The 24,756-nt window shown below is 67.7% G+C and carries 24 protein-coding genes and 1 pseudogene; 11 read left to right on the top strand and 14 right to left on the bottom strand.

Annotation, left to right across the window (positions count from 1 at the left end; genetic code table 11):
* Positions 1–63: 63 nt before the first annotated feature.
* The 6 genes and pseudogenes from V6V88_RS16730 to alr form a co-directional block, all read right to left on the bottom strand.
* A pseudogene (locus V6V88_RS16730) lies at positions 64–1,224 on the bottom strand (PepSY-associated TM helix domain-containing protein); the annotation flags it as partial.
* Positions 1,170–3,596 (bottom strand): TonB-dependent siderophore receptor, encoded by a 2,427-nt coding sequence (locus tag V6V88_RS16735; RefSeq protein WP_338615674.1) that lies wholly within the window; start codon positions 3,594–3,596, stop codon positions 1,170–1,172. The gene V6V88_RS16735 and the pseudogene V6V88_RS16730, both read right to left, overlap by 55 nt.
* Before the next feature lie 87 nt (positions 3,597–3,683).
* Positions 3,684–4,667 (bottom strand): FecR domain-containing protein, encoded by a 984-nt coding sequence (locus tag V6V88_RS16740; RefSeq protein ID WP_142054636.1) that lies wholly within the window; start codon positions 4,665–4,667, stop codon positions 3,684–3,686.
* On the bottom strand, positions 4,664–5,215 hold the full coding sequence (locus V6V88_RS16745) for a sigma-70 family RNA polymerase sigma factor (protein WP_223576082.1): 552 nt from the start codon (positions 5,213–5,215) through the stop codon (positions 4,664–4,666). The genes V6V88_RS16740 and V6V88_RS16745 overlap by 4 nt, the downstream gene beginning before the upstream one ends.
* Before the next feature lie 134 nt (positions 5,216–5,349).
* On the bottom strand, positions 5,350–6,069 hold the full coding sequence (locus V6V88_RS16750; RefSeq protein ID WP_056324199.1) for an SDR family oxidoreductase: 720 nt from the start codon (positions 6,067–6,069) through the stop codon (positions 5,350–5,352).
* Positions 6,070–6,196: 127 nt separating this feature from the next.
* Entirely contained in the window at positions 6,197–7,324 is a 1,128-nt protein-coding gene (alr, locus tag V6V88_RS16755; protein WP_338615675.1) for an alanine racemase, read from the bottom strand.
* 149 nt (positions 7,325–7,473) lie between these two features.
* Between alr and hpnC the strand changes: the two genes are divergently transcribed.
* Genes hpnC through hpnE form a run of 3 tightly spaced genes read left to right on the top strand, consistent with a single transcriptional unit; the run spans position 7,474 to position 10,500 of the window.
* Positions 7,474–8,304: a squalene synthase HpnC gene (gene hpnC, locus V6V88_RS16760; protein WP_280004063.1), complete on the top strand. Its 831-nt coding sequence runs from the start codon at positions 7,474–7,476 to the stop codon at positions 8,302–8,304.
* A 13-nt stretch (positions 8,305–8,317) separates the two neighbouring features.
* Positions 8,318–9,181, top strand: a complete 864-nt coding sequence (gene hpnD, locus V6V88_RS16765) for a presqualene diphosphate synthase HpnD (protein WP_062840656.1) — start codon at positions 8,318–8,320, stop codon at positions 9,179–9,181.
* Positions 9,178–10,500 (top strand): hydroxysqualene dehydroxylase HpnE, encoded by a 1,323-nt coding sequence (gene hpnE / locus V6V88_RS16770; protein ID WP_253855780.1) that lies wholly within the window; start codon positions 9,178–9,180, stop codon positions 10,498–10,500. Before hpnD ends, hpnE begins: the two co-directional genes overlap by 4 nt.
* 45 nt (positions 10,501–10,545) lie before the next feature.
* Here the strand turns inward: hpnE and V6V88_RS16775 are convergent, their stop codons facing one another.
* The 5 genes from V6V88_RS16775 to V6V88_RS16795 all read right to left on the bottom strand — a co-directional run bounded on the left by V6V88_RS16775 (position 10,546) and on the right by V6V88_RS16795 (position 15,318).
* The gene (locus V6V88_RS16775; RefSeq protein ID WP_108696838.1) at positions 10,546–11,004 is read right to left on the bottom strand and encodes a carboxymuconolactone decarboxylase family protein; all 459 of its coding nucleotides are present in this window, start codon (positions 11,002–11,004) and stop codon (positions 10,546–10,548) included.
* A 65-nt stretch (positions 11,005–11,069) separates the two neighbouring features.
* Positions 11,070–12,068, bottom strand: a complete 999-nt coding sequence (locus V6V88_RS16780; RefSeq protein ID WP_062840653.1) for a tripartite tricarboxylate transporter substrate binding protein — start codon at positions 12,066–12,068, stop codon at positions 11,070–11,072.
* Between the two features lie 65 nt (positions 12,069–12,133).
* The gene (locus tag V6V88_RS16785; protein WP_338615676.1) at positions 12,134–13,138 is read right to left on the bottom strand and encodes a cyclase family protein; all 1,005 of its coding nucleotides are present in this window, start codon (positions 13,136–13,138) and stop codon (positions 12,134–12,136) included.
* A 55-nt stretch (positions 13,139–13,193) separates the two neighbouring features.
* Positions 13,194–14,423, bottom strand: coding sequence for a CoA transferase (locus V6V88_RS16790; RefSeq protein WP_062840651.1), 1,230 nt, complete (start codon positions 14,421–14,423; stop codon positions 13,194–13,196).
* Between the two features lie 49 nt (positions 14,424–14,472).
* A complete protein-coding gene (locus tag V6V88_RS16795) occupies positions 14,473–15,318 on the bottom strand; it encodes a CoA ester lyase (protein WP_338615678.1) in 846 nt (281 codons plus the stop codon).
* A gap of 85 nt (positions 15,319–15,403) precedes the next feature.
* Between V6V88_RS16795 and V6V88_RS16800 the strand changes: the two genes are divergently transcribed.
* From V6V88_RS16800 to V6V88_RS16810, 3 genes are all read left to right on the top strand, one after another.
* Positions 15,404–16,306 (top strand): LysR family transcriptional regulator, encoded by a 903-nt coding sequence (locus V6V88_RS16800; protein ID WP_062840649.1) that lies wholly within the window; start codon positions 15,404–15,406, stop codon positions 16,304–16,306.
* Between the two features lie 87 nt (positions 16,307–16,393).
* Complete coding sequence (locus tag V6V88_RS16805) at positions 16,394–17,359, top strand: tripartite tricarboxylate transporter substrate binding protein (RefSeq protein ID WP_338615679.1); 966 nt, start codon at positions 16,394–16,396, stop codon at positions 17,357–17,359.
* Between the two features lie 21 nt (positions 17,360–17,380).
* On the top strand, positions 17,381–18,169 hold the full coding sequence (locus V6V88_RS16810; protein WP_280004060.1) for a GntR family transcriptional regulator: 789 nt from the start codon (positions 17,381–17,383) through the stop codon (positions 18,167–18,169).
* Between the two features lie 19 nt (positions 18,170–18,188).
* Here the strand turns inward: V6V88_RS16810 and V6V88_RS16815 are convergent, their stop codons facing one another.
* Both V6V88_RS16815 and V6V88_RS16820 read right to left on the bottom strand, forming a co-directional pair.
* Positions 18,189–18,581, bottom strand: a complete 393-nt coding sequence (locus tag V6V88_RS16815; RefSeq protein WP_062840646.1) for a fluoride efflux transporter CrcB — start codon at positions 18,579–18,581, stop codon at positions 18,189–18,191.
* Between the two features lie 5 nt (positions 18,582–18,586).
* On the bottom strand, positions 18,587–19,141 hold the full coding sequence (locus V6V88_RS16820; RefSeq protein ID WP_062840645.1) for an HdeD family acid-resistance protein: 555 nt from the start codon (positions 19,139–19,141) through the stop codon (positions 18,587–18,589).
* 212 nt (positions 19,142–19,353) lie between these two features.
* Here V6V88_RS16820 and V6V88_RS16825 point away from each other — a divergent pair, with 212 nt between their 5' ends.
* The 5 genes from V6V88_RS16825 (at position 19,354) to V6V88_RS16845 (ending at position 23,760) form a co-directional block, all read left to right on the top strand.
* On the top strand, positions 19,354–19,980 hold the full coding sequence (locus tag V6V88_RS16825) for a PepSY-associated TM helix domain-containing protein (protein ID WP_175155814.1): 627 nt from the start codon (positions 19,354–19,356) through the stop codon (positions 19,978–19,980).
* A 27-nt stretch (positions 19,981–20,007) separates the two neighbouring features.
* Positions 20,008–20,523 carry a DUF2271 domain-containing protein gene (locus tag V6V88_RS16830; protein WP_056324163.1) on the top strand — a complete coding sequence of 172 codons (516 nt, stop codon included), beginning with the start codon at positions 20,008–20,010 and terminating at the stop codon, positions 20,521–20,523.
* A 23-nt stretch (positions 20,524–20,546) separates the two neighbouring features.
* Positions 20,547–21,347: a DUF4198 domain-containing protein gene (locus V6V88_RS16835; RefSeq protein ID WP_280004058.1), complete on the top strand. Its 801-nt coding sequence runs from the start codon at positions 20,547–20,549 to the stop codon at positions 21,345–21,347.
* A gap of 82 nt (positions 21,348–21,429) precedes the next feature.
* Positions 21,430–22,377 (top strand): FAD:protein FMN transferase, encoded by a 948-nt coding sequence (locus tag V6V88_RS16840; RefSeq protein ID WP_338619630.1) that lies wholly within the window; start codon positions 21,430–21,432, stop codon positions 22,375–22,377.
* Positions 22,378–22,383: 6 nt separating this feature from the next.
* On the top strand, positions 22,384–23,760 hold the full coding sequence (locus V6V88_RS16845) for a sulfite reductase subunit alpha (RefSeq protein ID WP_338615681.1): 1,377 nt from the start codon (positions 22,384–22,386) through the stop codon (positions 23,758–23,760).
* A 25-nt stretch (positions 23,761–23,785) separates the two neighbouring features.
* On the opposite strand, the gene V6V88_RS16850 is transcribed toward V6V88_RS16845, so the two are convergent.
* A complete protein-coding gene (locus tag V6V88_RS16850) occupies positions 23,786–24,745 on the bottom strand; it encodes a tripartite tricarboxylate transporter substrate binding protein BugE (protein WP_056324159.1) in 960 nt (319 codons plus the stop codon).
* Positions 24,746–24,756: the final 11 nt, after the last annotated feature.

Consider the following 24,756-nt stretch of genomic DNA (forward strand, 5'->3'; position numbering starts at 1 on the left):
GCGGCGCGTCCACCACAACCAGACGCCGGTCAGGCTAAGCACCAGCGTGACGACGCCGACCAGCGCCACCGCCACCTGCAAGGGCCAGCCCCATAGCGCCGCCATGTGCAGGCTGGTCAGCCAATGCTTGACCGTGTCGCCCGCCGCCCGGCCCGTCGGCAGATGGCTGCCCACCAGTTGTCCATTCACGGCATCGAACACCACCGACGTGGCCCCGCTTCGCGTGCGCAGATCGCGGCTGCTGCGCACACTGTAGCGGTACAGGTTGCGGCGCGCATCCAGCGCCAACCAGTGTTCGCCCAGCACCGCAAACCCCTCGCGGGCGGCCAGCTGCGCCATCAATTGCCGGCCCGCGTCGCGCGCGCGCTCGGGGGGCATCGGGTCGCCGGCCGTGGCGGTTGCGCCGCGCCGGGGATCGGGTTGATAACTCAAGCCAGCGCGCATCACCGGATCGTAGACCGCCGGCAGATTGAGCGCGACGCTGCTCCATGCCATCAGCGTCAAGGCCGCCCACAGCCACAGCCCACCGGCGCGGTGCAGATCGAAATTGCGTTTGTGGGGACCACCCTGCCAACGGATTCGCCAGGCGGGCGCCCAGCGCTGCCGCATGGATGAGGACGGGGCCTGCCTGCGCGAGCGGTTCCGCGGCGGCAGCGTGAGCCAGGCGCCGACAAAACCATCGAGCGTCCAGGCCAATGCGACGATGCCGAGCAACAGTTCGCCGATGCCCTCGAACAGCAGCGCCGTGTGGATGCGATGCAGAAACGGCATCAGGTTGCGCAGCCCTTCGCGCAGATCGCCCCAGCGGCGCTGGCCCAGAATGGCGCCATCGTACGGGTCGACAAATATCTCGTGCAGCACGGGTCCTGCGGCGCCGTCCTCGTGCAGCCACACCGGAAACGCCACGCTGCGTCCGGCCTGCCCGCCAAGCGGCGTGGCGGGCATTACTGCCGCCGGCACAAAGCGGGCCACGCGCTCGCGCAGCGCCAAGGCGTCAAGCCGCGCGGCGCCGTCCGATGGCGGCGGCACGCGGTGCAACGCGGGAGCTGCCGCGGCGTCCAGCGCGTCATACCACGCAAGCGGAATGCCAGTCAGCGCGACCAGGCAGAGAAAGCCGGCCAGCACCAGGCCGGTCCAGCGATGCAGGCTTAGCAGCGCCGCGCGCACGTTCACCAGCGGTAGCTCACCGTGCCGATGATGCGGCGCGGCTCGCCGTAGTTGCACGCGCCGTTGTAGCAAATGGACGGGATGTAGGTCTTGTCCGTCAGGTTGGTGACGTTGAGCGCATACAGCCACGGGCCACTTTCATAACTGACCCGCGCATCGATCAAGGTGTAGCCCGCGCCCCCCAGCGAACCGCTGGACGGCCGGTCGGGACGCGCCGACACATAGCGCAGGCCGGCGCCCGCCTTCAGGCCCATCAACACCCATTCCGACAGGTTCACGTCGGTCCATAGGGACGCGGCATGCAACGGCGTGTTGAAGCGCTCGCCCTCCTCGCCCGGCAGATTGCTCTGGACCACACGGGCGTCGGTCCAGGTGTAGGCGGCGATCACGTCGACCTGCGGCGTGACGCGCGCACGCGCTTCGAGTTCCAGGCCGCGCGAGCGCACCTTGCCGGTCTGCACCAGAAAGGTCGGATCGACCGGATCCGGCGTGAGCACGTTCTTGCGCTCCAGGTTGAAAAGCGCGGCGCTCAGCATCACGTCTTCGCCCGCGGGCTGGTATCGGATGCCGACTTCGTACTGCGTCCCGCGGCTGGGCTCGAAGCTGCCGTCGTTGCGATCGCGGCCGCTGGTGGGTTCGAACGACTGGCTGAAACTGGCATACGGCGCCAGGCCGTTGTCGGCCAGGTACACGACACCCGCACGGCCCGTGAAGGCCGAGTCCTTGTCGTTCGAATTGGTGGACGGCGCATGCAAGGCGCGATTTTCCGCGCGCACGTTGTCATGCCGCCCGCCCAGCAGCACCACGACCTTGTCCGCAATCTTGATCTGGTCTTGCAGGTAAATGCCAAGGCGATGCTCGGTGTTGCGGCGCTGCTGCCAGGGCAAGGCCACGACGTCGCCGGGCAGGTACACCGGATCGAAGACATCGATGGGCGGCAGATTGCCGCGCAGGCGGTCGCTGTTGTAGGTCGAGCGAGTGTAGTCGAAGCCTGCAAGAAACGTCTGCGTGACGGGGCCGGTCTCGAACCGCTTCTCGATGTTGGTGTCGATCGTCTGCACCGTGGTGCGGTCGTTAAAGCCGCGTGCGGAGCGGGTCACCCGGCGCTGCGTCGCCGCATCCACGTCGCCCTGCAACAGCACATAGCGCATGTTCAGGTCTGCGTCGTAATAGCGCATCGACTGGCGGAACTTCAGCGTGTCGTCGAACGCGTGCTCGATCAGCACGGCCAGCGAGGTCGATTCGATATCGAAGCGATTGTGGTTGGGCTCGCCCAGAAAGCGCGACCGCGGGATCTGGCCGTTCGGGTTGGTCCAGAGCGAGCCGGTGACCGGCACTTCCGGCGGATTGAACGTCTTGCTGCGCTGATAGTTGGCCAGCAGCGTGACCGAGGTGGCCGTCGTCGGACGCCACGTCAGGGCGGGCGCGAAGTAGGTGCGATCGTCGGAGCCGTAATCGACGAACTGCTTGCTTTCGCGGAACAGGCCGGTCAGACGATAGGACCACACGCCAGCCTCATCGATGGGGCCGCCGATGTCCGCCGATATCTGCCTGCGGTCGAAACTGCCGCCGTCCACATTGATTTCGCCCATCGATTCGCCGGGCGGGCGCTTGGTCACGGTATTGACGATGCCGCCCGGCGCCGCGGCGCCGTACAGCACCGACGACGGCCCCCGCAGCACCTCCACACGTTCCAGGCCGTACGGCTCCTGCTTGCCGTTGTACTGATTGATCATGTAGCGCATGCCGTCGCGGTAATAGCTGCCGGTCTGCGGGTTGGCCTCGAAGCCGCGGATGAACATCGTGTCTTCGAAGATCGAACTCTTGGCGACGAGGCCGGGCATGATGCCGGGGGTGTAACCCAGGGCCTCTTGCAGGCTCTGCGCCTTTTGATCGCTGATCTGCGCCGCGCTCACCACGGAAATCGATTGCGGCGTTTCGATGATGGGCGTGTCGGTCTTGGTGGCCGTCGCGCTGCGTGTGGCCGCGATGCCCAGCACCGGGCCGTCCGGGCGTTCGATCTGCGCGGTGACCGCGATGGGTTCCAGCAACGTCACGTCCTGGCGCCCCTGCCGCAACACGAAACCGCCATCCGGCAAGCGTTCGGCCACGAGACCCGTGCCGGTCAGCAGCGCCGCCATGCCGGCTTCGGGCGAATAGCGGCCGCGCACGCCGGGGCTATGGCGGCCGGCGCTCAGGTCGCCGTGGCCGCTGACGAACAGACCGGCTTCGGCGGAGTACAGATTGAGCACCTGGCTCAATGGGCCGGGTGGAATGTCGAACTGGCGGACCTGGGTTTCGGCCGCCTGCGCGTGGACGGCGCTGACGGGCGCCGCGACGCCCAGCGCCACGTCGATCGCCAGCGCCAGCGGAAGGATGCGCGCACGGCGGATCGGACGGAGGGAAAAAACAATCAGGGGGTTGGTCATGCCACGAATCCGCGATATGGGTGTTGAATTGCCCATAGGCCGGATGAGCGCGGCAAAAGCGGCAAACTAATTTGTAACGGCGGGATCTCAGCGTGGCTGCAGGGTCGTCCACCACGGCATCGGCTGACTGATCCGCAGCGGCAAGGCCTCGCTCAGCAGGCGCAGCGCGCGATCGCTGTCATGCAGAGGGAACGTGCCCGTCACGCGCAGCGCGGCCACGTCGTCTGCGCAGCCCAGATGCCCGCGGCGGTATCGCGCCAGTTCCGCCACGACCTGCGCCAGCGGCGCCTCTTCGAATTGCACGATGCCGCGCGTCCAGTTGTGGTCGGCGGCTCGCAGCGCCGCGGGCGCCTCGATGCCTTGCGCGCCGCCGCGCATGCGCATGCCGGCGTCGACCCGATAGCCCGCCGGCGGCGCGCCCGTGAAATGCGCCTGCACCGCGCCCTCCAGCACCGCCAGCGTGGTTTCTCCATCAAGGCTGCGCACGTTGAACCGCGTGCCAAGCGCCTGCATCCGGCCTTCGGGCGTGTCCACCACGAAGGTGCGCCCCGGGTCGGCTGCGGTGGCGATCATGATCTCGCCGCGCAGCAGCACCAGGCGGCGCTGGTCGCGGGTGTAGTCCACCTTCAAAGCGGTATCGGTATTGAGCCGGACCCGGGTGCCGTCGGCAAGCTGGGCCTCATGTGAGCCGCCCACCGGCGTGACCAGGTCAGCCTGCCAGGCCGCCCACGTGCGGCGCCCCACTGGCGACTGCGCGACGCCCAATCCCAACAATCCTGCTGCGCCGCCGATCAGCGCAACCGTCAACAACCTGCGGCGCTCACGCCGGCCCTGCGCCGCGGCGTTCAGGCTTGCCACGCTGGCTTCACGGCCCATCGGCTGCGCGATCAACGCATCGAAGTGCGCGCCAACGTCCTCGACGCGCTGCCAAGCCCGGCGATGCGCCGTATCGGCGTCCAGCCAAGCCTGCCAGCGCTCGCGTTCTTCTGCGCTGGAAGCGCCCGAGGTAAGCAGCGCATACCAATGGGCGGCCGCTTCCAGGATGCGTGAGTCGACGGCGGCGGCGCTCATCGGCTACTCGCCGTGCCGCGGCACAAGCCGTCCGGCTGCAGATCGGTGTCGAGCAGAAAGCACAGCATGGCCTGTGCAATGTCGTTGCGGACGGTCCGTTCGGACACCCGCAATTGCGCCGCGATCGCCTCGTGCGTCATGCCGTGGATGCGATGCATCAGGAAGGCTGCGCGCGCGCGCACGCCCAGGCGATGAAGCTTGCGATCGATCTCGACCAGCGCCTGGAGCGCCTGGACCTGCACTTCGGGGGATGGGTGGGTGACTTCAGGACGCGCCGCCAGGGTCTCGGCCCATGCGTGCTCGATGTCGCGGCGGCGCCAGAAATCGACCAGCAGGCCACGCGCGATGGTGGTCAGAAACGCGCGCGGCTCGCGCACGTCGGCCAGCGCATGGCGTCGCACCAGCAAGGTCACGAAGGTGTCTTGCGTCAGGTCGGCGGCCTGATGATTGTCCTGAAGACGGCGATTCAGCCACTTCTGCAACCAGCCGCAATGCGCGGTGTACAGGGCAGAAAGCGATGCGGCAACTGCGTGCTCTCGGTCCGTCACGGCGAGCATCCAAAATGGAAATGATAGTTATTATTATACAAACAACGGCTGGGCGGGTTGGCCGGGTTCTCCCTTTGCTCCAGGCAAAAAAAACGCACCCGAAGGTGCGTGGGTTCATGCGGACAGTGCCGGGTTCATGAACGGCCGGCCAAGCTGCCGCCGCCGTCCACACCCAGCACCTGGCCGGTAATGAAGCCGGCGTCGTCCGACAGCAGGAAAGCAATGGCAGCCGCCACTTCGGCGGGGGTGCCCAGCCGCTTCATGGGCACCGATGCCAGCGCCCGCTTTTCGTTGTCGCTGCCGGCGGGCCGGGTGGCGCGGAACATTTCGGTTTCGATGGGGCCCGGCGCAACCGCATTGGCGGTGATGCCGTATTCGGCCAGTTCCAGCGCCCAGGTGCGCGTGCAGCCCACCAGCGCGCTCTTGGCGGCGGAATAGGCGGTGCGGTCCAGTGCGCCGTGGATGGAACGGCTGACCACGTTGACGATGCGCCCGGCGCGGCGGGCCTTCATGGATTCGATGAACGCCTGCGTCACCTGCACCGCCACGCGCACGTTCAAGTCCAGCACGTTGTACAGCGTGGCCAGGTCGATTTCGCCCAGGGGCTGCGGCGACACGATGCCCACATTGTTGACGACGGCGTCGACCGGGAATTTTTCGCGGATTTCGCGCAGGACTTCTTCGGTACGGCCGGCGTCGGCCAGATCACAGGCGTACAGGTACCCCGGAAAATCGACGTCAGCCGTGTTGCGCGCGATGCCCACCACATGACAGCCCATGTCGGACAACCGCTGAGTAAGCGCCCAGCCTATGCCTTTGGTGGCGCCCGTAATGAGCACACATTTGTCCTTCATGGGATGAAACCTCGCAGTCTGTTTTCTTGGTCAAAAACGGGCGCCTGAGCGCCCGGTTTTCAAAGTAGACACCATCCGGCGTCGTGTGTCTTGTAATTTGCGTAGCAATTCTTGCCCACCGGACGCGTCAGGCATCCCGGGTGACCGGCACCCGCGGGGCCAGGGCGCAGAGCAATTCGTAGCCGATGGTGCCGGCCGCGCTGGCGACTTCATCCACCGAGGGGCCGTCTTCGCCCCATAGGCAAACCGGCGAGCCGACGCCTGCGGACGGCACGGGCCCCAGATCCACGACCAGCATGTCCATCGACACCCGGCCCAGCAATTGGGTGCGGATGCCGGCGACCACGACCGGCGTGCCGGTGGAGGCGTGGCGCGGGTAGCCGTCGGCGTAGCCGCAGGCCACGATGCCGATGCGCATGGCGCGTTCCGCGCGGAACAAGGCGCCATAGCCCACCGAGTCCCCGGCCTTGATTTCCTGGACGGCGATGATTTCCGAATTGAGCGACATGGCGGGCTTGAGCCCGAACGACGCGGCTTCGGCGTCCGCAAAGGGCGACGCGCCGTAAAGGCAGATGCCAGGGCGCACCCAGTGCGATTGGCTCTCGGAGCCGACGGCGATGTCGGCAAAGCGCAAGGCGGCGGCCGAGTTGCACACGCTGATCGCGCCCGGCAGCTTATGTGTCACCGAATTGAAGACGCTGAGTTGTTCGTTCACGCCCTGCGGCCCGTCCGCGCAGGCGAAATGGGTCATCTTACCGACCGAGCCCAGCGTGCCCTGCTGTTGAAGCAGCATGGCGCGCTCGAAGGCGGCGGGAAAGGCCGCCGGGGTGAAACCGAGGCGGTTCATGCCGCTGTTGAGCTTGACCATGATGTCCACGCGGCGCGACAGGCGGGCGCGCGCCAGCATGTCGAGCTGATCGCGTTGATGGACGGTGGTGCTGAGGTGGTAGCGGTCGACGATGTCCAGGTCGGAGGGGTTGAAGAACCCTTCGAGCAGCAGGATCGGCCCGCCCCAGCCGGCCTCGCGGCAGCGCACGGCCTCTTCGAGGTCCAGCATGGCCAGGCCCTGCGCCTTGGAAAAGCCGGCCACTGCCTGTTCGATGCCGTGTCCGTAGGCGTTGGCCTTGATGACGGCCCAGATCGATGGCGGCACCCCGCCGGCAGCGGCGGCGGTCTGGTCCAGGTGGCGGCGCACGGCGTCAAGGTTGTGCGCAAGGGCAGAAACGGAAACGGTAGCGGAGATTGGGCGCGGCATGGTGTGAGATCCTGTGGCGTCCAAGTCTAACTGATCCGGCGCCCCCGACGGCAGGCGGTCAGATCAAGCGCGGGCGACTACTCTAAAATGAGACCGTTTTCCGCTTTGCGCCGTCTTTGCAGACCTGGTCTGTTCACAGGCTACTTTCCATGTCCATCGATCACTACGAGAATTTTCCCGTTGCCTCGCTGCTGCTGCCGCGCAGGCTTCGCGGCGCCGTGACCGATATCTACCGGTTCGCCCGCGCCGCGGACGACATTGCCGACGAAGGCAGCGCGACCGACGAGGAGCGCCTGGCCCAACTGGCCGCGTTCCGCACCGAGCTGCACCGCATCGGTGCCGAACCCGGCACGCCCCCGGCGCCCGGCCTGCCGCCCCTGTCCGACATCTTCGCGCCGCTGGCGCAGACGATCGCCCGGAACCAATTGCCGATCACGCCCTTCTACGACCTGCTGTCCGCCTTCGAGCAGGACCTGACCGTCAAGCGCTACGACGACTACCCTGCCCTCATGGACTACTGCAGCCGCTCGGCCAATCCGGTCGGGCGCCTGATGCTGCACCTTTTTGAAGCCAGCACGCCGCAGAACATCACCGAGTCCGACGCCATCTGCACGGGCCTGCAGCAGGTGAACTTCTGGCAGGACGTGCGGGTGGACTGGCACAAGCACCGCGTCTATCTGCCGCAGGAAGATCTGCGCCGCCACGGCGTCTCGGACGAAGACCTGGCCGCCTGCCGCCTTACGCCCGCCTGGCGCGAGCTGATGGCTTTCCAGGTCGAACGCACGCGGGCGCTGCTACACTTCGGCGCTCCGCTGGCGCGCCGCCTGCCCGGCCGCATCGGCCTGGAGCTGCGCCTGGTGGTGCAAGGCGGGCTGCGCGTCCTGGAGCGGATCGAGGCGAGCGGCTACGATGTTTTCATGAATCGCCCCGAATTGGGCGCCAAAGACTGGGCCATCATGTTGTGGCGCTCCATCAAGTAACAGGCCGTGCCTAATGACCCCTGACGAGTATTGCCAGGAAAAAGCCGCCAAAAGCGGTTCCAGCTTCTACTATTCCTTCCTGTTCCTGCCTCCCGAGCGCCGGCGCGCCATCACGGCCCTGTACGCGTACTGCCGCGAGGTGGACGACGTGGTCGACGAATGCACCGATCCGTCGCTGGCGCGCATCAAGCTCGCCTGGTGGCGCACGCAGGTCGACCAGATGTTCGACGGCAAGCCCGATCACCCCGTGACGCGCGCGCTGCAGCCGCATCTGGAGACCTGTTCGATCACCCGCGCCCGCCTGCTGGCCGTGATCGACGGCATGGAAATGGACCTGGACCAGACCCGCTACCTGGACTGGCCCGGCCTGCGCAAGTATTGCTGGCATGCCGCCGGCGTGGTGGGCGAGCTGTCCGCCGGCGTGTTCGGCTATTCCGACCCCAAGACGCTGGTGTACGCCGAAAAGCTGGGCCTGGCGTTCCAGATGACCAACATCATCCGCGACGTGGGCGACGACGCCCGCCGCGGCCGCATCTATATCCCGGTCAACGACATGCAGCAGTTCGAGGTCAAGGCCTCGGACATCCTGAATGGCGAGTATTCCGACCGCTTCAGCGCGCTGATGAAATTCCAGGCCGACCGCGCCCGTGAGCTGTACCGCGAGGCGATGACCAACCTGCCCGAGGCGGACCGCCGCGCGCAGCGGCCCGGACTCATGATGGCCGCCATCTACCACGCGCTGCTCGACGAAATCGAACGCGACAACTGGCAGGTGCTGCACCAGCGCATTTCGCTCACGCCCCTGCGCAAACTCTGGCTTGCCTGGAAAACCTGGGTGGGCGGCGGACGCGGCCTGGTCCGCCGGTTGGCGCGGTGAAGGCGGCAGTCATTGGCGCAGGCTGGGCCGGGCTGGCGGCCAGCGTCGCCCTGCGTGAAGCCGGCGCGAAAGTCACGGTGTTCGAGGCCGGGCACACCCCGGGCGGACGCGCGCGGCGCGTCTTTCACGGAGAATTCGAAGCACCGCTGGACAACGGCCAGCACCTTTTGTGCGGCGCCTACAAGGAAACCCTGGCGCTGATGCGCCGCGTGGGCCGCAACCCGGACGCCCTGCTGATGCGGCGTCCCTTGCGGCTTGCCAGCCTGGATGGGCGCTTTAACCTGTCCGCTCCCCGCATTCCGGCGCCGCTGAACATGGCCGTGGCCGTGTTGCGTGCGCGCGGCCTTTCGTGGGGCGACCGGTTTGCGATGCTGCGCCTGATGCGCGGCTTGAAGACCATGTCCTGGATGCCGCCGCGCGACTGGACGGTGCTGCATCTCTTGCACTATCACGCGCAGTCCGACGTGCTGATCCAGCAGGTATGGGAACCGCTATGCCTGGCCGCGCTGAACACGCCGATCGCCACGGCCAGCGCCGTGCTGTTCGCCCGGGTGCTGCGCGACAGCCTGGCTGGCGCGCGCGAAGACAGCGATCTGCTTTTGCCCTGCACCGACCTGTCGGCGCTGTGGCCGGACGCCGCCGCCCGCCAGGTCACCATGCGGTATGGCAGCACGGTGCGCCAGCTGCATCCGTCAGCCGATGGCATCGACATCAACCAGGAACGCTTTGACGCCGCCGTGCTGGCCGTGCCGCCCACCTTCGCCGCGCGGCTGCTGGACGGCCCGCTGCGCAAGGCCGGCGCCACCGGGCTGCTCGATGCGCTCAAGGCCTTCGACTACCTGCCCATCGCGACGCTGAACATCCGCCTGGCAAGCCCGTGGCGCTTGCCCGAGCCGATGATGATGCTGCGTGAGGACGCGGCCCGCGGTCATGCCGGCCAGTGGGTGTTCGACCGTGCCCAGCTTGCCGGCGACACCAAGGCCGGCGAACTGGCGCTCGTGGCCAGCGCCGCGGTCGGCATGGGCGAACGCAACCGGCGGCAGGTGATCGAAGCCCTGATCGACCAAGTGGCCGAACAGGCCGCCGCGCATCCGCTCAGGCTGCCGCCAATGCCGGACGTGTCGGCCGCCGAACTCTTCATTGAAAAGCGCGCGACGTTCGCCGCGGTGCCGGGACTTATCCGCCCGCTGAACTCCACGCCGTGGCCCACGCTGGCGCTGGCCGGCGACTGGACCGACACGGGCTACCCCGGGGTGCTGGAAGGCGCCGTGCGCAGCGGCTTGCTGGCTGCCCGCGTGCTCAACCCCCGCGCGGACTGAAAAGGCCGGGCGAATCGCGCGTCGCCCTTGCCTTGAAAGGGCCGGTCAGCCGGCCTGCTGGTCGAACAGGTCGGCTTGGCGCGGGTCCGCCGGGGCCAGTTCATAGCCGATCTGCGCGGCGACCTCGCGCAGGATGTTCTGCGCAAGATTGAAGGCGGTATTGGCCGCCGGCACGCCTGCATAGATGGCGTTCTGCAGCAGCACTTCCTTGAGCTCGTCGGGCGTCAGGCGCGAGGCATCCTGCGCCGTCAGCGCGGCGCGCACGTGCAGCTCGAATTCTTCCCAGCGGCCCAGCGACAACGTCACCGCCAGCACCATCATGCGCCGCGCCTTGTGCGGCAGGCCGGGGCGGCTCCAGATGTCGTGCCAGGCGTAGCGCGTGATCATGTTCTGGTAGTCGGCGGTGAACGTGGTGGCGCGATCGAGCGATCGCTGCACCCATTCATCGCCCAGCACGGCGCGGCGGTTCGCCAGGCCGCGTTCGAAATCGTCTTGCCGGCTCATCGGGTCAATCTCCATTCGGGTCGGGGGCTGGCGCGTGCAAACGATGCCGCGCCGCCCCCGGAGGATCAATTCACCTGGATGTTATTGGTTTTCACGACCTCGGCCCAGCGGGTCTGTTCCGCGTCGATAAACTTGGCGAAGTCGGCGGCGCTGCTGCCGACCGGCGTCAGGCCCAGCTTGGCGAGCTTCTCGCGGGTATCGGGACGCGTCAGCGCCTTTTGCACGAGCTCCTGCAGCTTGGCCACCACTTCCGGGCTGGTGCCGGCCGGCAGGAAGAAGCCGTTCCACTCGACCACGTTGAAGTTCTTGATGCCGGCTTCGCCCACCGTTGCCACATTGGGCAGTTCGGGCATGCGCTTGTCCGACGAGACCGCCAGCGCCTTCAACTTGCCGCCGCTGACGTAGTTCAGGCTGGACGCGGCGTTGGCGAAGTAGACGTCGACCTGACCGCCCATGACGTCCACGATGGCCGGTGCGCCGCCCTTGTAGGGCACGTGCACCATATCCAGGCCCGCATCCTTCTTGAGCAGCTCGGCAGCCATCTGCGCAAGGCTTCCCGGTCCATAGGACGCGAACGTCAGACGGCCGGGCTTGGCGCGCGCGGCATCAATGAAGTCCTGCAGGTTGTTGAAGCTGGAGCCCGGCGCGGCCACCAGGATGTTGGGCACGCTGATGGCCTGCGAGACCGGAATGAAGTCCTTCTTGGCGTCGTAAGGCAGCTTACGCAGCACCGGATTGATCGCGAAGGACGACGCGTCGAACAGCACCGTGTAGCCGTCCGGTTTGGCCCGCGCCACGAACGCCGCGCCGATGGAGCCGCTGGCGCCGCCCTTGTTCTCGATCACCACGCTCTGGCCGGCGACCTCGCCCATGCCTTGCGCGATGATGCGCGCGGCGTTGTCCGCGCCGCCACCGGCGGAATACGGCACCACCACGGTGATGGGCTGCTCCGGATAACCGGCGGCGTTCGCGGTGCCAAACGTGGCGCCAAACGCGGTGGCCAGGCCGATGGCGGCTGCCAGCGGGCGAATGGCGGCCAGGGCCGTGCGACGGGTTTTCTTCATGTGTGCTCCTCGGATCTCCCCTGCGGGGATGTTCAATCGTTCAAGGGTCGTGGCGCGATCCGTCGTCAGACGGTCGCGATGGGGTTGACCGGCGCGCCCACCAGACCGGGCACGTACATGGGCGCCGCGGTCAGGAAAAAGGCATGCCGGCCGTGCTGGCGCAACCATTGCGCCAGCGGGGTCAGGTGCCAGAGCTCGCCCAAGGGCAGGCCCAGCTTGAAAAGACATTGCTCGTGCAGGGGCAGCAGCGCGCCCTTGCCCGTGTCCAGATGATGGTTGCGCAGTTCGACCGCGTGGTTGTCGGCGGCAATGGCCGCGATGCGGCTGTCCTTGATCCACGCCAGCAGGTCCGCATCGGCGCCGTCCAGCACGCAGCAGCTCGTCTTCAGGCGCTCCTGCTCGTCATCGCCCAGCGTCAATGCCAGGTCGGCCAGGCCGGTATGCAGGCACAGCACATCGCCGGGCCGGACCTCGACGCCATCGGCGCGCATCACGTCCATCAGTTCGCGGTGGGATACCTTGCGCTGCGCATCGCCAAAATGCGCGCGCAGGTCCACCATGACGCCGCGCCCCTGGATGCCGTGGCGCGCCATCGGCGCAATCGACAGGTCGCGCGTGCCGGTAAAGCCTTCGGCGGCGGGCTCGCTGACCGCGAAGCCGTTGTAGCCGGTGGGCTGCGGCTGGCCCGTGCCGTGGGCGTCATACATGGAACCCACGTGGCCCAGCGCGTCCCATTGCGTGGAATATTGCGGCGACAGCGTGACGCGGTCATCGCTGATGACGTCGGTGGCGCCCCGCACGTCACGGTCCAGCGGATAGCGGTAGACCGGCACGCCGTTCTTTTCGGCCGGCTGGATCACCGGCCCCTTGCGGCGCGGATTGAGCACCGGCGCGCGCGGCACGGTCAGCGGCAGGCTCAGCGAAAACGACATTCCCGTGCGGATCTCGGCGACGGCAGCCAGGCGCGCCTGGCTGTCCAGATGGTTCAGCGTGCCCAGCTGGTCTTCGCTGCCAAAATCGCCCCAGTTCGATCCATCCGGACGGCGCAGATACCGTTGCGCTGCATTCATGATTTGTGTCTCCTCGCCCTTTTCGCCGGACGATGCCTGTCTTGTTTGTTACGGCTTATTGCACCACGGAGGCGTGCAGCAAGTGGTCGATTTCGTCCGCGGTGTATCCCAGGGCGGACAGAATTGTGCGGCTGTGCTCGCCCAACGCCGGCGCGGCGCGTCCGGCGGCATCTTGTCCGGCTTCATGGGCGGCTGCTTGCGCGCCCTCCTGCACGGCGCCGCCGAAGTGCGCCCATTGCGCCAGCCCGAGATAGTTGCCCGCCTGCTCGCTGCGATAGGGGCGCATGAATCCCATCGCCTCCACCTGCGGGTGGTCGAACATGTCTTCAACAGGCCGGACCTCCGCGCACGGTACGCTCTGGCCGAAGCGCTCGGCCCACTCGCGGGCCGAGGCCCGCGCCAAGGCCTGGCGCACCAGCGGCACCAGCACCGCCGCCTGCGCGGCGCGCTTTTTCACCGTGTCGTAATCGGGGTGGTCGGCCAGATCGGGCAGGTCCAGGTGGCCGCACAGCGCGCGCCAGAAATGCGGCGTATTGGCCGAGATGTAGAGATGGCCTTCGCGCGTGGGATGGATGCCCGTGATCCCGCCCGAGCGCATGTCGCGTTCGATGTGGCGCGGTTCGCCCTCGGCCCACACCAGACGAGCCGACTGCATCGCCAGCGCGCTGCCCAGCAGCGACACTTCGATGGCCTGCCCCCGCCCGGTTTTCTCGCGCTGATAGAGCGCGGCGGACACACTGTTGGAGATCAGCGCGGCGCCGTAGTAGTCGACCACCGATCCGTACAGCACTTCTGGCGGGCCGTCAGGCTTGGCTTGGGCCGCGCACATCCCCGTCATGGACTGCAGCACCTGGTCGTAGCCGGCGTGGCGCGCCATCGGACCGGCCGCGCCATAGCCCGTCATCGCGCAGTAGATCAGGCGCGGGTTGATGGCGGCCAGCGTCGCGAAGTCGATGCGCAGACGTTCCGGAACGCCGGGCCGGAAGTTATGGACGAGCACGTCGGCCTCGCGCACCAGCCTGACCAGCACCTCGTAGCCTGCCGGGTCCTTCAGGTTCAGGCACAGGCCGCGCTTGTTGCGGTTGATGCCCAGAAACGCCCGGCTCTCGGCCGGCAGCGTCGACGGGTACTTGCGCAGATTGTCGCCTTCGGGCGGCTCGACCTTGATGACGTCCGCGCCCATGTCGCCCAGCAGCGCGCAACCGTAGGGGCCCGCGATGTAGGCGCTCAAATCCAGGACCTTGACGCCGGCCAGCGGCAGTTGACCCGGGGTTTCAAATTCCATCATGCAATTCATCCGATAAATGGCTCGGCCGCGCGTCGCGCAGACCGGTTCAGGCGGCCCGCCCGGCCGCCAGCAATACGTCGCGGGCGCGGCGCACGAAAGGCGCATCGATCATCTTGCCGTCCAGCAAAAAGGCGCCCACGCCCGCCTGGGCCTCGCTCGCCGCAACGATCCGTTCGGCCGCGCCGATCTCTTCGGCGCTGAATCCGAACACCTCGTTGGCGATGGCGACCTGGCTGGGATGCACGCAGGATTTGCCGAGGAAACCGAGGGATCGCGCCAGCTGCGCTTCAGCGCGAAAGCCTTCGCCGTCGCGCACCCGGGCGTAGGCGGCGTCCATGGCGTACTTGCCCGCGCAGCCGGCGCCAAGGCGCAACGCCAGCATCACCGCGCGCAGCGTTTCGGGCTGGTAGCGGTCGATGCCCAGCGGTTCGAACAGATCGGCCAACCCCAACTGCAGGCCGGCGACGCGCGGATGCGCCCCTGCCAGCTCGGCCGCGCACGCCAGCGCCCGCGGCGTTTCAACGGTGACCAGCAGTTCGCCCTCGAAACCGGCTTGCGCGGCGCGCGCCGCGGCCTCGCGGAGCGCATCGGCGGACTCGACCTTGGGCAGATTCACCATGTCGATCGGCAAGCCGCCCAGCGCATCCACGTCTTCGGGAAAATACGACGTGTCTGCGGCATTGACACGGACGATAATTTTCTTGGGATGTTCCGCTTGCGCCGCCCGGAAGGCCGGTGAGGCCAGCCAGTCGGCCAGCGCTTGGCGCGCCGCGGGCTTGCGCGAGGGCGCGACGGCATCTTCCAGATCGAAAGACAGCGCATCCGCTTCGCTGGCCAGGGCTTTGTCGAATAGTTCCGGACGCGACGCCGGCACAAAAAGCTTGCTTCTCATTGTGGTCTCCTGGGCGCATTGTGATCGCGCGGGCGCTCGCCAGGGGAAAGCGGGCATACGATAAAAAGATAGAATTCCTATCATCATGAATACCGATTTCCTGCACACGCTATCCGCCGTCGCCCAGCACGGCTCCATGGCCGAGGCCGCGCGCCGGCTTGGCTTGACGCACGGCGCCGTGGCGCAGCAGGTGCGGAAACTGGAACAGGAACTGGGGGTGCCGCTGGTCGCCCGCGCCGGGCGCACCGTGCACCTGACGGCCAAGGCGATCGAGCTGATCGGACCGATGCGCGAGGTCCTGGAGCGGATCGAAAAGATCCGGTACCTGGCGCGGTCCGGCGAGATGATGGGCGAGCTTAGGCTGGGCGCCGGCAACACGGCGCTGAACTCCATGGTGCCGGCGATTCTGGAACACCTGGTCGGACGCCATCCGCTCATCAGCGTGGAGATCCAGCCCGGGCATTCCGCCCGCTTCTATCCGGCCATCGAAAGCGGCGAACTGGACGCCGCCATCGCACTGGAGGCCCCCTACCCCCTATCCAAGAGCCTGGGCTGGCAGTTGCTGCGCGAAGAACCCTATGTCCTGGCGGCCGCCCCGCGCCATGCGGGCCGGCACCCGCACAGCCTGCTGACCGCGGAGCCGTTCATCCGCTACCAGCGCAGCGACTGGAGCGGACGCCATGTCGACGACTACCTGCGCCGCGTCGGCATCACGCCGCGCGACCGGTTCGAATTGAACGCGATCGAATCGATCGCGGTCATGGTGAGCCGGGATCTTGGTGTGGCGATCCTGCCCCAATCGACCAATGGCACGATCGAACGGTTGGGCCTGTTGGCCTTGCCGCTGCCCGAGCACTGCGAGCCGCGCCGCTTTGGCCTGATCTGGTCGCGCGTGTCGCCGCGCCTGGCGCTGATCCAGGCTTTCCGGGACATTGCCATCATGGAATACGCCAAGGCGCCAGGAACGGGTAACGCGCCACCGCAATGACCGCAGGTAGGGCAAACGCGCTGGCGCGCCTCGGGCGGCCTCCCTATACTTGTATTGTCCTCAATACAACATATCAGGAGACAACTCATGCCGGGACTGCACCGAATCGCCGCGGGCTGCGCGCTATTGGCCGCATGCGCCATGCCGCTGGCCCCCGCCCTTGCGCAAAACGACGCCATCAGGCTGGTGGTGGGCGCGCCGCCGGGGGGCACCACTGACACCGTGGCGCGCAGCATTGCACAGCACATGGCGCTGGACCTGAAACGCCCCGTGGTGGTCGAAAACAAACCGGGCGCAGGCGGCAACATTGCCGCGGACTACGTGGCCAAGAGCAATCCCGACGGGAACACCTTGCTGGTCACGTTCACCAGCTTCTCCATCAACGCGACGCTCTACCGGAACCTGCCCTTCGACCCCGTGGCCGATTTCACGCCCATCAGCATGCTGGCCAACGTGCCCAGCGTGCTGGTCGTACGCAAGGACTTCCCGGCGCGCACCATGCCGGAGTTCGTCACGCTAGTGAAGGCCAGCCCCGGCAAGTACACGATGGCGCTGGGCGCGATCGGGTCGTCTCTGCACATGGCCGGCGAGCGCATGAAGATGATGGCGGGCCTGGACATCCTGAACGTGCCGTACAAGGGCACGGCGCCCGCCATCACCGACCTCTTGGGCGGGCAGGTGGACATGATGTTCGCCAGTTCGCTCAATGCGCTGCCGCACATGAAGAGCGGTGCATTGCGCGCGCTGGGGGTATCCAGCCCGAAGCCGCTGCCGCAGTTTCCCGGCGTCCCGCCCATCGGCGATACCATCACGGGTTTCGAATCGAACGCGTGGTTCGCGCTCTTCGGTCCCGCGAAGCTCCCGGCCGGCAAGCTGGCGGCGCTGAACGCGGCCGCGCGCAAGGCCGTCGATACGCCGTCGTTCCGCAAACTGCTTGAGGGCGAGGCCGCCACTGCCGTGAGCAGCAGCCCGCAGGAACTGGACAAGTTCGTGCGCCAGGACATCGCGCGCTACGCCGAGATCGTCAAGTTCACCGGCGCGACCGTCGACTGAACCTCAACCAGGAGCCCCCTCGTGCCCGCCAGCCCGTTGCCGCTTTATCACAAGGTCTATCTGCTGCTGAAGCAACGGCTGGAAGCGGGCGGATTCGCCACGGACAGCGCCATGCCGGGCGAAAACGCGCTGGCAGCCGAATACGGCGTGTCGCGCCTGACGATCCGGCGCTCGCTCGACGCGCTGGCGTCCGATGGCCTCATCGAGCGGCGCCAGGGGCGCGGCACCTTTGCCCTCGCGCCCGCCACGTTCGGGGCGCCGCAGCACGGCGCGGGCATCGACGCGCTGATGGCACACCTGGCCCGCATGGGCATGCACACCCAGGTGCGCCTTTTGGAACTGGACACCGCGCCGGCCACGCCGCTGGTGGCCACGCGCCTGGAACTGCCGCCGGGCGCGCTTGTGCAGCGCGCCGTGCGCGTGCGCAGCCACGAAGGACAGCCGTTCTCGTACCTGACTACGTTCGTGCCGGACGACATCGGCCGGCGCATCCACCGCAAGGACCTGGGCGCCAAACCCCTGCTCGCCATCTTCCGCGATCTGGGCGTGCACGTGGCGCGGGCCGAGCAATCGATTTCGGCCGTGCTGGCCGAGCCCGGCATCGCCGAGCTTCTGGACGTGCCGGTGGGGTCGGCCCTGCTCAGCCTGCATCGCGTGGTGCGCGATGCGTCCGGCCGGCCGGTGGAATGGCTGCATGCCCGCTATCGGCCGGACCGCTACGAATACCGCATGGACATGCAGGCGCACGACATGCCCGGCCAGCCCACGTGGCTGCCCGCGCCCGCCGCCACGCCCTCGGACGGCGCCTGACCGACGCAGGCGGTGCCGGCTAACGCAGCAGGCTGACCGTGGCCAGGCCTGCCGCCGTCAGCGCCAGCGACCCGGCCAGGCTGAATCCGGCGTAGCTCAGCGCGCTGACGTACGCCCCGCGTTCCAGCATCGCCACGGTTTCCGCCGAAAAGGTCGAGAACGTGGTCAGTCCGCCCATGAAACCCGTGATGGCCCCCAGCCGCACCCAGGCCGGCCATTCCGGGTGCCCGGCCACCAGCGCCAGCGCCACGCCCACCAGGTAGCCGCCCGCAAGATTCACCGCCATCGTGCCCCACGGCCAGGAGCCGGCATTGAGCCACAGGCCCGTCAGCCAGCGGACCCAGGCGCCCAACATGGCGCCCAGGCCCACGGCCAGGAAATTCAGGGGGACCAGCGTTTGATAAGCGGACATGGAGTTCAGGCGTTGCCGTGTTGTTTGAGACGTAGGGAAAAGACCAGCAGCAGTATGCCGAAGAATACGGCGTAGATGCCGATGACCCACACCAGCGCCAGCGCCCCGGCGCCCGGCTGCATGATCAGCATGGCGCCGAAGATCACCGATACCAGCCCGGCCAGGCCCAGCAGCCATTCGTTGCGGATGGCCTTGCGAAAGCGCACGGCGGCGATGATCTGGAACACGCCCGCCACGATCGCCCAGATGGCGATGATGTAGAGCAGGATCAGCGCGGTGAGGCCCGGCCACAGAAAGGTGACGATGCCTGCCGCCACGCCCAGCAGGCCCACGACGATCAACGCCCACAACGGCTTGCCGTTGTCCCGGATGCGCAATCCCGCGATCAGCGCCAGCACGCCGTCCACCAGCGCGAAGGCGCCCCACACCAGCACCAGCGCCGACAAGGTGATGGCCGGCATGAACATGGCCATGAACCCGAACAGGATGGCGACGACGCCGCGAAGCGCCACCCACCCCCAATGACGACCGATTTGATCCACGACTTGCTGTTGCAGCATGACGACCTCCGGTGTTTGCAAAGGGTGGCCTATCTTAGCCCCGCCGGGCAGCGTGCGCACCCGGCGGCCCGAATTCAGCTGTTGTTCAGACTCGGCGCGGCGCGCGTTTCCGGCCGAAATCGATTGAAATTTTCGCGCGCGCAAAGGCCGGGCTTTTTTAAGAGTAATTCTCATTAAATGTTAGAATCCGCCCGCTTCCCGCCTCATATTCCATGGACACCCAACCCGTTCCCCGACGCCGCGCCTACTGGCTCAAGACCCTGCATCAGTGGCACTGGATCAGCGCTGCGCTGTGCATGGTGGCCATGCTGCTCTTCGCCGTGACGGGGCTGACCCTGAACAACGCGTCGCACATCGAATCGAAGGCCGTCGTGACCAGCCGCGAGGTCCGCCTGCCCGACACCGCGCTCCAGCAGCTTGCCGCCACGCCCACGCAAAAAAAGGCGCCCCTGCCCGCCGCCGTCGCCGCCTGGCTGGACGACGCGCTGGACGCCTCGACGGCCGGCAGGCCCGCCGAATGGTCGGATGGCGAGGTCTATCTGTCGCTGCCCCGCGCGGGCGGCGATGCCTGGCTGTCCATCGACCGCGCCAGCGGCGACGTGGAATACGAGCGCACCGACCGCGGCTGGATCTCGTACCTGAACGACCTGCACAAGGGCCGCAACACGGGCCTTGCCTGGAGCTGGTTCCTGGACATCTTTGCCGTCGCCTGTCTGGTGTTTTCGCTCACCGGGCTGGTGCTGCTCAAGATGCACGCCGGCAACCGCAGCGCGACCTGGCCGATGGTGGGCCTGGGTCTCGTGATTCCGCTGGTGCTGGCGCTGCTTTTCATCCATTGATTCCATCGATACGCCCTGGAGATTTCCATGCGCAAGTTGCTGTTGCCGGCGCTGCTCGCCGGCCTGATCGCCCGAACGGCCCACGCGGCAGACATCGGCCTGTCCATCGAGGTGCCGCGTCTGGACGTGGCCGAATACCACCGCCCTTACGTGGCGATCTGGATCGAGAACCCCGACCAGAGCGTGGCGGCCGACCTGGCGGTCTGGTACGACGTGGCCAAGAAGAACAACGAGGGCACCGAGTGGCTCAAGGACATGCGCCAGTGGTGGCGCCGCAGCGGCCGCAACCAGCAGTTCCCGGTGGACGGTGTCAGCGGCGCGACCAAGCCCGTGGGCAAGCACGCGCTGTCCTTTGATGCGGCCAGCAAGCCCCTGGCGCAGCTCAAGCCGGGACAGTACGCCGTGGTGGTCGAAGCCGCGCGCGAAGTGGGCGGCCGCGAACTGGTGCGCATCCCCTTCCAGTGGCCGCCGCAAAAGGCCGAGCAACTGGCCGCGCGCGGCGAACACGAACTGGGCGCCATCGCGCTCGACCTCAAACCCTGACCCCGTCCTAAAGGAACGCAACGATGAAAACCGCCGCCAAACTGGCCGCCGCGCTGGCGCTGTGCCTGCCCTTTGCCGCCCACGCGCATGACGTCTGGATCGTGCCGTCCTCCACCGTGCTGTCGGGCACCGATAGCTGGATCACCGTGGACGCCGCGGTCGGCAACGACAAGTTCTACTTCAATCACGCGCCGCTGCGCCTGGACGGCCTGACCGTGACCGCGCCGGACGGCAATGCCGCCGAAGCCGAGAACATCAACCGCGGCAAGCTGCGCAGCACCTTCGATCTGCAGCTCAAGCAGGCCGGCACCTACCGCGTGGCCGTGGTCAACGATGGCGTGTTCGCACGCTGGAAGGAAGACGGCAAGAACAAGCGCTATTTCGGCAAGGCCGACGGACTGGCGCAGGCCGTCCCGGCCAAAGCCGATGAGCTTGAAGTGTCGCAAAGCCTGGGCCGCGTCGAAACCTTCGTGACCGCGGGCAAGCCGTCGGCAGTCAAGCCCGTGGGCCGCGGCCTGGAGCTGGCGCCGGTGACGCACCCGAACGACCTCTTCACGGACGAAGCCGCCACGTTCCAGATGCTGCTGGACGGCCAGCCCGCCGCAGACCTGGACGTGACCGTCGTGCCCGGCGGCAGCCGCTATCGCGACAAGGTCGGCGAGATCGCGGTCAAGACCGGCAAGGACGGCAAGTTCTCGATCAAGTGGCCGCAGCCCGGTCTGTACTGGATCGAAGCCGGCATGGAAGACGCCAAGGTCACCGTGCCGCAGGCCAAGAAGCGCCGCCTGTCGTACGCGGGCACCGTCGAAGTCCTGCAACCGTAAGGCAGCGGCGCGCGTGGCCAACGCCCCTTCCTATGCGCCGCGCGGCGCGGCGGCGCCCGCCGTTCGCATCGCCTATGGCGCGATGCCCGCGCGCCCGGCCGCATTGGCCGGCGCCACCATGGGCACCACGTGGTCCGCGCGCATGGCGTTGCCCGCAGGCGTGGCCGACGCGGCGGCGCGGCAAGCCATCCAGGCCGCGCTGGACGAAGTGGTCGCGCAGATGAGCACATGGGAGGCGGACTCTGACATCAGCCGCTACAACCGCGCCGCGCCTGGCTGGCAGACGCTGCCGGCCGAGTTCTTCCATGTGCTGCGCCATGCGCTGATGCTGGCCCAAGACAGCGGCGGTGCCTACGACCCCACCGTGGGACCGCTGGTCAATGCGTGGGGCTTCGGTCCGCACCAGCGCGCCTTTGAACCGCCCTCGCCCGCCGCCATCCAGGCGGCGCGCGAGCGCTGCGGCTGGCAACGTGTGCAGCTGGACGATGACCGCCGCGCGGCGTGGCAGCCCGGCGGCGTGTATCTGGACCTGTCGTCCATCGCCAAAGGGTTCGGCGTGGACCGCGCCGCGATGGCGCTCGATGCCTTGGGCATCACCGATTACCTGGTCGAAGTCGGCGGCGAATTGCGCGCGCGCGGCAAACGCCCCGACGGACAGCCGTGGCGCGTGGCCATCGAGGTGCCCGACGCCAGCGACGACCATGCGCTGGCCTTGCCGCTGGAGAACTGCAGCATCGCCACATCCGGCGACTACCGGCGCCACGCGGGCGACGGCGATGCGCGCTACGCCCATACGATCGACCCGCGCACCGGCCGGCCGGTGCGCAATGCGGTGGCGTCCGTGACGGTGCTGCATCCTGTCTGCATGCAGGCCGACGCGCTGGCCACCGTGCTGACGGTGCTGGGCGACACCGACGGGCTGGCCTACGCGCGCCGCCATGGTCTCGCGGCGCTTTTCATTCTGCGCGGGGAAGACGCCTGGCGCGTCGTGGCCACGCCGCAGTTCGAGGCTCTGGCCCTTGCGCCCTGAATGCTCATGTTTTATACCCGGTTGATTGCAGCGGCGTGCGTGGTGCTGGGCTGGCTGCTGCTGTGCCTGTGGGCCTGGCGGCGCGCCCGCCGCCAAGACGCCCAACATGCGCTTGCGCTGCAGGCCCTTGGCGCCCCCGCGCCCGAAGACGCCCTGCTGGTCGCCTATGCCAGCCAGACCGGCTATGCCGAGTCCCTGGCCACGCAGACCGCGGAATCGCTGCGCGCCGGCGGCCTGACCGTGCGCGTCGCCTCGCTGGACCAATTGGACATTGCACGGCTGGCGGCGTACCGGCGCATGCTGTTCATCGTCAGCACCTACGGCGAAGGCGATCCGCCCGACGCGGCGGCGGCCTTTGCCGGCATGATGCAAGCAACGCCGCAAGGCGCCGCGCTTGCGGGCGCGCACTACGCCGTGCTGGCGCTGGGCGACAGTGAATACGCGCATTTCTGCGGCTTCGGCCACCGGCTGGACGACTGGCTGCAAGCGCACGGCGCGGCGCCGCTCTTCGACCTGGTCGAGGTGGACAACGACGACGCCGCCGCGCTGCGTCATTGGCAGCATCACCTGGGCTTGCTGGCGGGCCGCAACGACCTGCCCGACTGGGAAGCGCCGGTCTACGACACCTGGCGCCTCGCCGGCCGGACGATGCTCAATCCCGATAGCCAGGGCGGGCCCTGCTACCTGCTGACGCTGACGCCGCCTGCTGGCCGCCCCGCGTCATGGCAGGCGGGCGACATCGCCGAGATCGGCCCCCGGCGGGAACGCGGCGGCGACTTGCAGGCGCATCGCGAATACTCCATCGCTTCATTGCCCGCTGACGGCGCCATTGAACTGCTGGTGCGCCAGATGCGCGGCTCGGACGGCGTGCTGGGGCTGGGCAGCGGATGGCTCACGCACATTGCGCAGCCCGGCGACGACATCGCGCTGCGCGTGCGCGCCAACCGCAATTTCCATCCGCCCGAGGACGGCCGTCCGCTGATCCTGATCGGCAATGGCACGGGTCTAGCCGGCCTGCGCGCGCTCATTAAGGCGCGCCGCGCGGCCGGGCACCTTCGCAATTGGCTGGTTTTTGGCGAGCGCAATGCCGCCCATGACCGGTTCTGCGGCGATGAAATCGACGCGTGGCGGCAAGACGGCACGTTGGCGCGCGTGGATTGGGTGTTCTCACGCGACCAGGCCGAACGCCGCTACGTGCAGCATTGCCTGCGCGAACAGGCCGGCGCCCTGCGCGACTGGGTGGACGCAGGGGCCGCGGTGTACGTCTGCGGCAGCCTGCAAGGCATGGCGGGCGGCGTGGATGCCGCGCTGCGCGAGATCCTGGGCGAGGACCGCCTGCAGGCGCTGCAGCATGCCGGGGGCTACCGGCGCGACGTGTATTGAACGCGCGCCGGGTTGCCCGGACCGGTTACTGCAGCTTGATCTGCGCGCGGTCGATCACCGTCTTCCAGCGATCGCGTTCGGTGCTGATCTGCTCGCCAAACTGCGCCGGCGTGTTGCCCAGCGGAAACGCGCCCGTCTCTTCCATCTTTGCGGCCGTGGCCGGGTCGCGCACCGCGCGGGCAAAGGCATCGGCCAGCTTGTCGCGCACGTCGGCCGGCATGTTGGCCGGACCCACCACGCCGTACCACGCCGTCACGTCGTAATCCTTGTAGCCTTGCTCGGCAAAGGTCGGCACGTCCGGCAGGCGCGGGTTGCGCGCCGTGCCGGTGATCGCCAGCGCCTTTAGGTGATTGCTCTTGACGTAGGGCAGCGACGACGGGAAATTGTCGAAGATCACCGGCACCACGCCGCCCACCGTGTCGGTCAGCGCAGGCGCCGAACCGCGGTACGAAATGCTGTTCATCTTGCCGCCGATGATCTGCAGGAACCAGATCATGCCCAGGTCGTTCACGCCGCCCGCGCCCGCATTGGCGTAGCCGTCCTTGCCGGGATTGGCGCGCACGTGAGTCACGAATTCGGCCAGCGTCTTGGCCGGAAAATTCGGATTCACGCTGAGGATGTTGGGGCTGGTCACCAGGTTGCTGATGGGCGTGAAGTCCTTGACCGGGTCATAGGCCAGGTTGGGAAACAGGTGCGGCGCCGTGCCGTGCGTGCTGACGGTGGCCAGCCCCACGGTGTAGCCGTCCGGCTTGGCGCGCGCCGTGGCCGTCATGCCGATGGTGCCGGACGCGCCGGTGCGGTTTTCGACCACGATCTGCTGGCCCAGGATCTCGCCCGCCTTGGCGGCGGCCACGCGGCCGACGATATCCGTGGGGCCGCCGGCCGGGAACGGCACGATCAGGGTAATCGGGCGGTCGGGAAAGGCGGCGTGTGCGGCCGGCAGCGCGGCGGCCAGCGCCAGGGCGGCGCAAGTCTTGCGGAACATGATGGTGGATC

It is taken from the genome of Achromobacter sp. E1 (assembly GCF_037039475.1).
GTDB lineage: Bacteria > Pseudomonadota > Gammaproteobacteria > Burkholderiales > Burkholderiaceae_B > Achromobacter > Achromobacter mucicolens.

Excerpts from the sequence above, each read along its gene's own strand:
- V6V88_RS16735 (WP_338615674.1), bottom strand. The coding sequence starts at position 3,596 with ATGACCAACCCCCTGATTGTTTTTTCCCTCCGTCCGATCCGCCGTGCG.
- V6V88_RS16740 (WP_142054636.1), bottom strand. The coding sequence starts at position 4,667 with ATGAGCGCCGCCGCCGTCGACTCACGCATCCTGGAAGCGGCCGCCCAT.
- V6V88_RS16750 (WP_056324199.1), bottom strand. The coding sequence starts at position 6,069 with ATGAAGGACAAATGTGTGCTCATTACGGGCGCCACCAAAGGCATAGGC.
- alr (WP_338615675.1), bottom strand. The coding sequence starts at position 7,324 with ATGCCGCGCCCAATCTCCGCTACCGTTTCCGTTTCTGCCCTTGCGCAC.
- hpnC (WP_280004063.1), top strand. The coding sequence starts at position 7,474 with ATGTCCATCGATCACTACGAGAATTTTCCCGTTGCCTCGCTGCTGCTG.
- hpnD (WP_062840656.1), top strand. The coding sequence starts at position 8,318 with ATGACCCCTGACGAGTATTGCCAGGAAAAAGCCGCCAAAAGCGGTTCC.
- V6V88_RS16775 (WP_108696838.1), bottom strand. The coding sequence starts at position 11,004 with ATGAGCCGGCAAGACGATTTCGAACGCGGCCTGGCGAACCGCCGCGCC.
- V6V88_RS16780 (WP_062840653.1), bottom strand. The coding sequence starts at position 12,068 with ATGAAGAAAACCCGTCGCACGGCCCTGGCCGCCATTCGCCCGCTGGCA.
- V6V88_RS16785 (WP_338615676.1), bottom strand. The coding sequence starts at position 13,138 with ATGAATGCAGCGCAACGGTATCTGCGCCGTCCGGATGGATCGAACTGG.
- V6V88_RS16790 (WP_062840651.1), bottom strand. The coding sequence starts at position 14,423 with ATGGAATTTGAAACCCCGGGTCAACTGCCGCTGGCCGGCGTCAAGGTC.
- V6V88_RS16795 (WP_338615678.1), bottom strand. The coding sequence starts at position 15,318 with ATGAGAAGCAAGCTTTTTGTGCCGGCGTCGCGTCCGGAACTATTCGAC.
- V6V88_RS16800 (WP_062840649.1), top strand. The coding sequence starts at position 15,404 with ATGAATACCGATTTCCTGCACACGCTATCCGCCGTCGCCCAGCACGGC.
- V6V88_RS16805 (WP_338615679.1), top strand. The coding sequence starts at position 16,394 with ATGCCGGGACTGCACCGAATCGCCGCGGGCTGCGCGCTATTGGCCGCA.
- V6V88_RS16815 (WP_062840646.1), bottom strand. The coding sequence starts at position 18,581 with ATGTCCGCTTATCAAACGCTGGTCCCCCTGAATTTCCTGGCCGTGGGC.
- V6V88_RS16820 (WP_062840645.1), bottom strand. The coding sequence starts at position 19,141 with ATGCTGCAACAGCAAGTCGTGGATCAAATCGGTCGTCATTGGGGGTGG.
- V6V88_RS16825 (WP_175155814.1), top strand. The coding sequence starts at position 19,354 with ATGGACACCCAACCCGTTCCCCGACGCCGCGCCTACTGGCTCAAGACC.
- V6V88_RS16830 (WP_056324163.1), top strand. The coding sequence starts at position 20,008 with ATGCGCAAGTTGCTGTTGCCGGCGCTGCTCGCCGGCCTGATCGCCCGA.
- V6V88_RS16835 (WP_280004058.1), top strand. The coding sequence starts at position 20,547 with ATGAAAACCGCCGCCAAACTGGCCGCCGCGCTGGCGCTGTGCCTGCCC.
- V6V88_RS16840 (WP_338619630.1), top strand. The coding sequence starts at position 21,430 with ATGCCCGCGCGCCCGGCCGCATTGGCCGGCGCCACCATGGGCACCACG.
- V6V88_RS16845 (WP_338615681.1), top strand. The coding sequence starts at position 22,384 with ATGTTTTATACCCGGTTGATTGCAGCGGCGTGCGTGGTGCTGGGCTGG.
- V6V88_RS16850 (WP_056324159.1), bottom strand. The coding sequence starts at position 24,745 with ATGTTCCGCAAGACTTGCGCCGCCCTGGCGCTGGCCGCCGCGCTGCCG.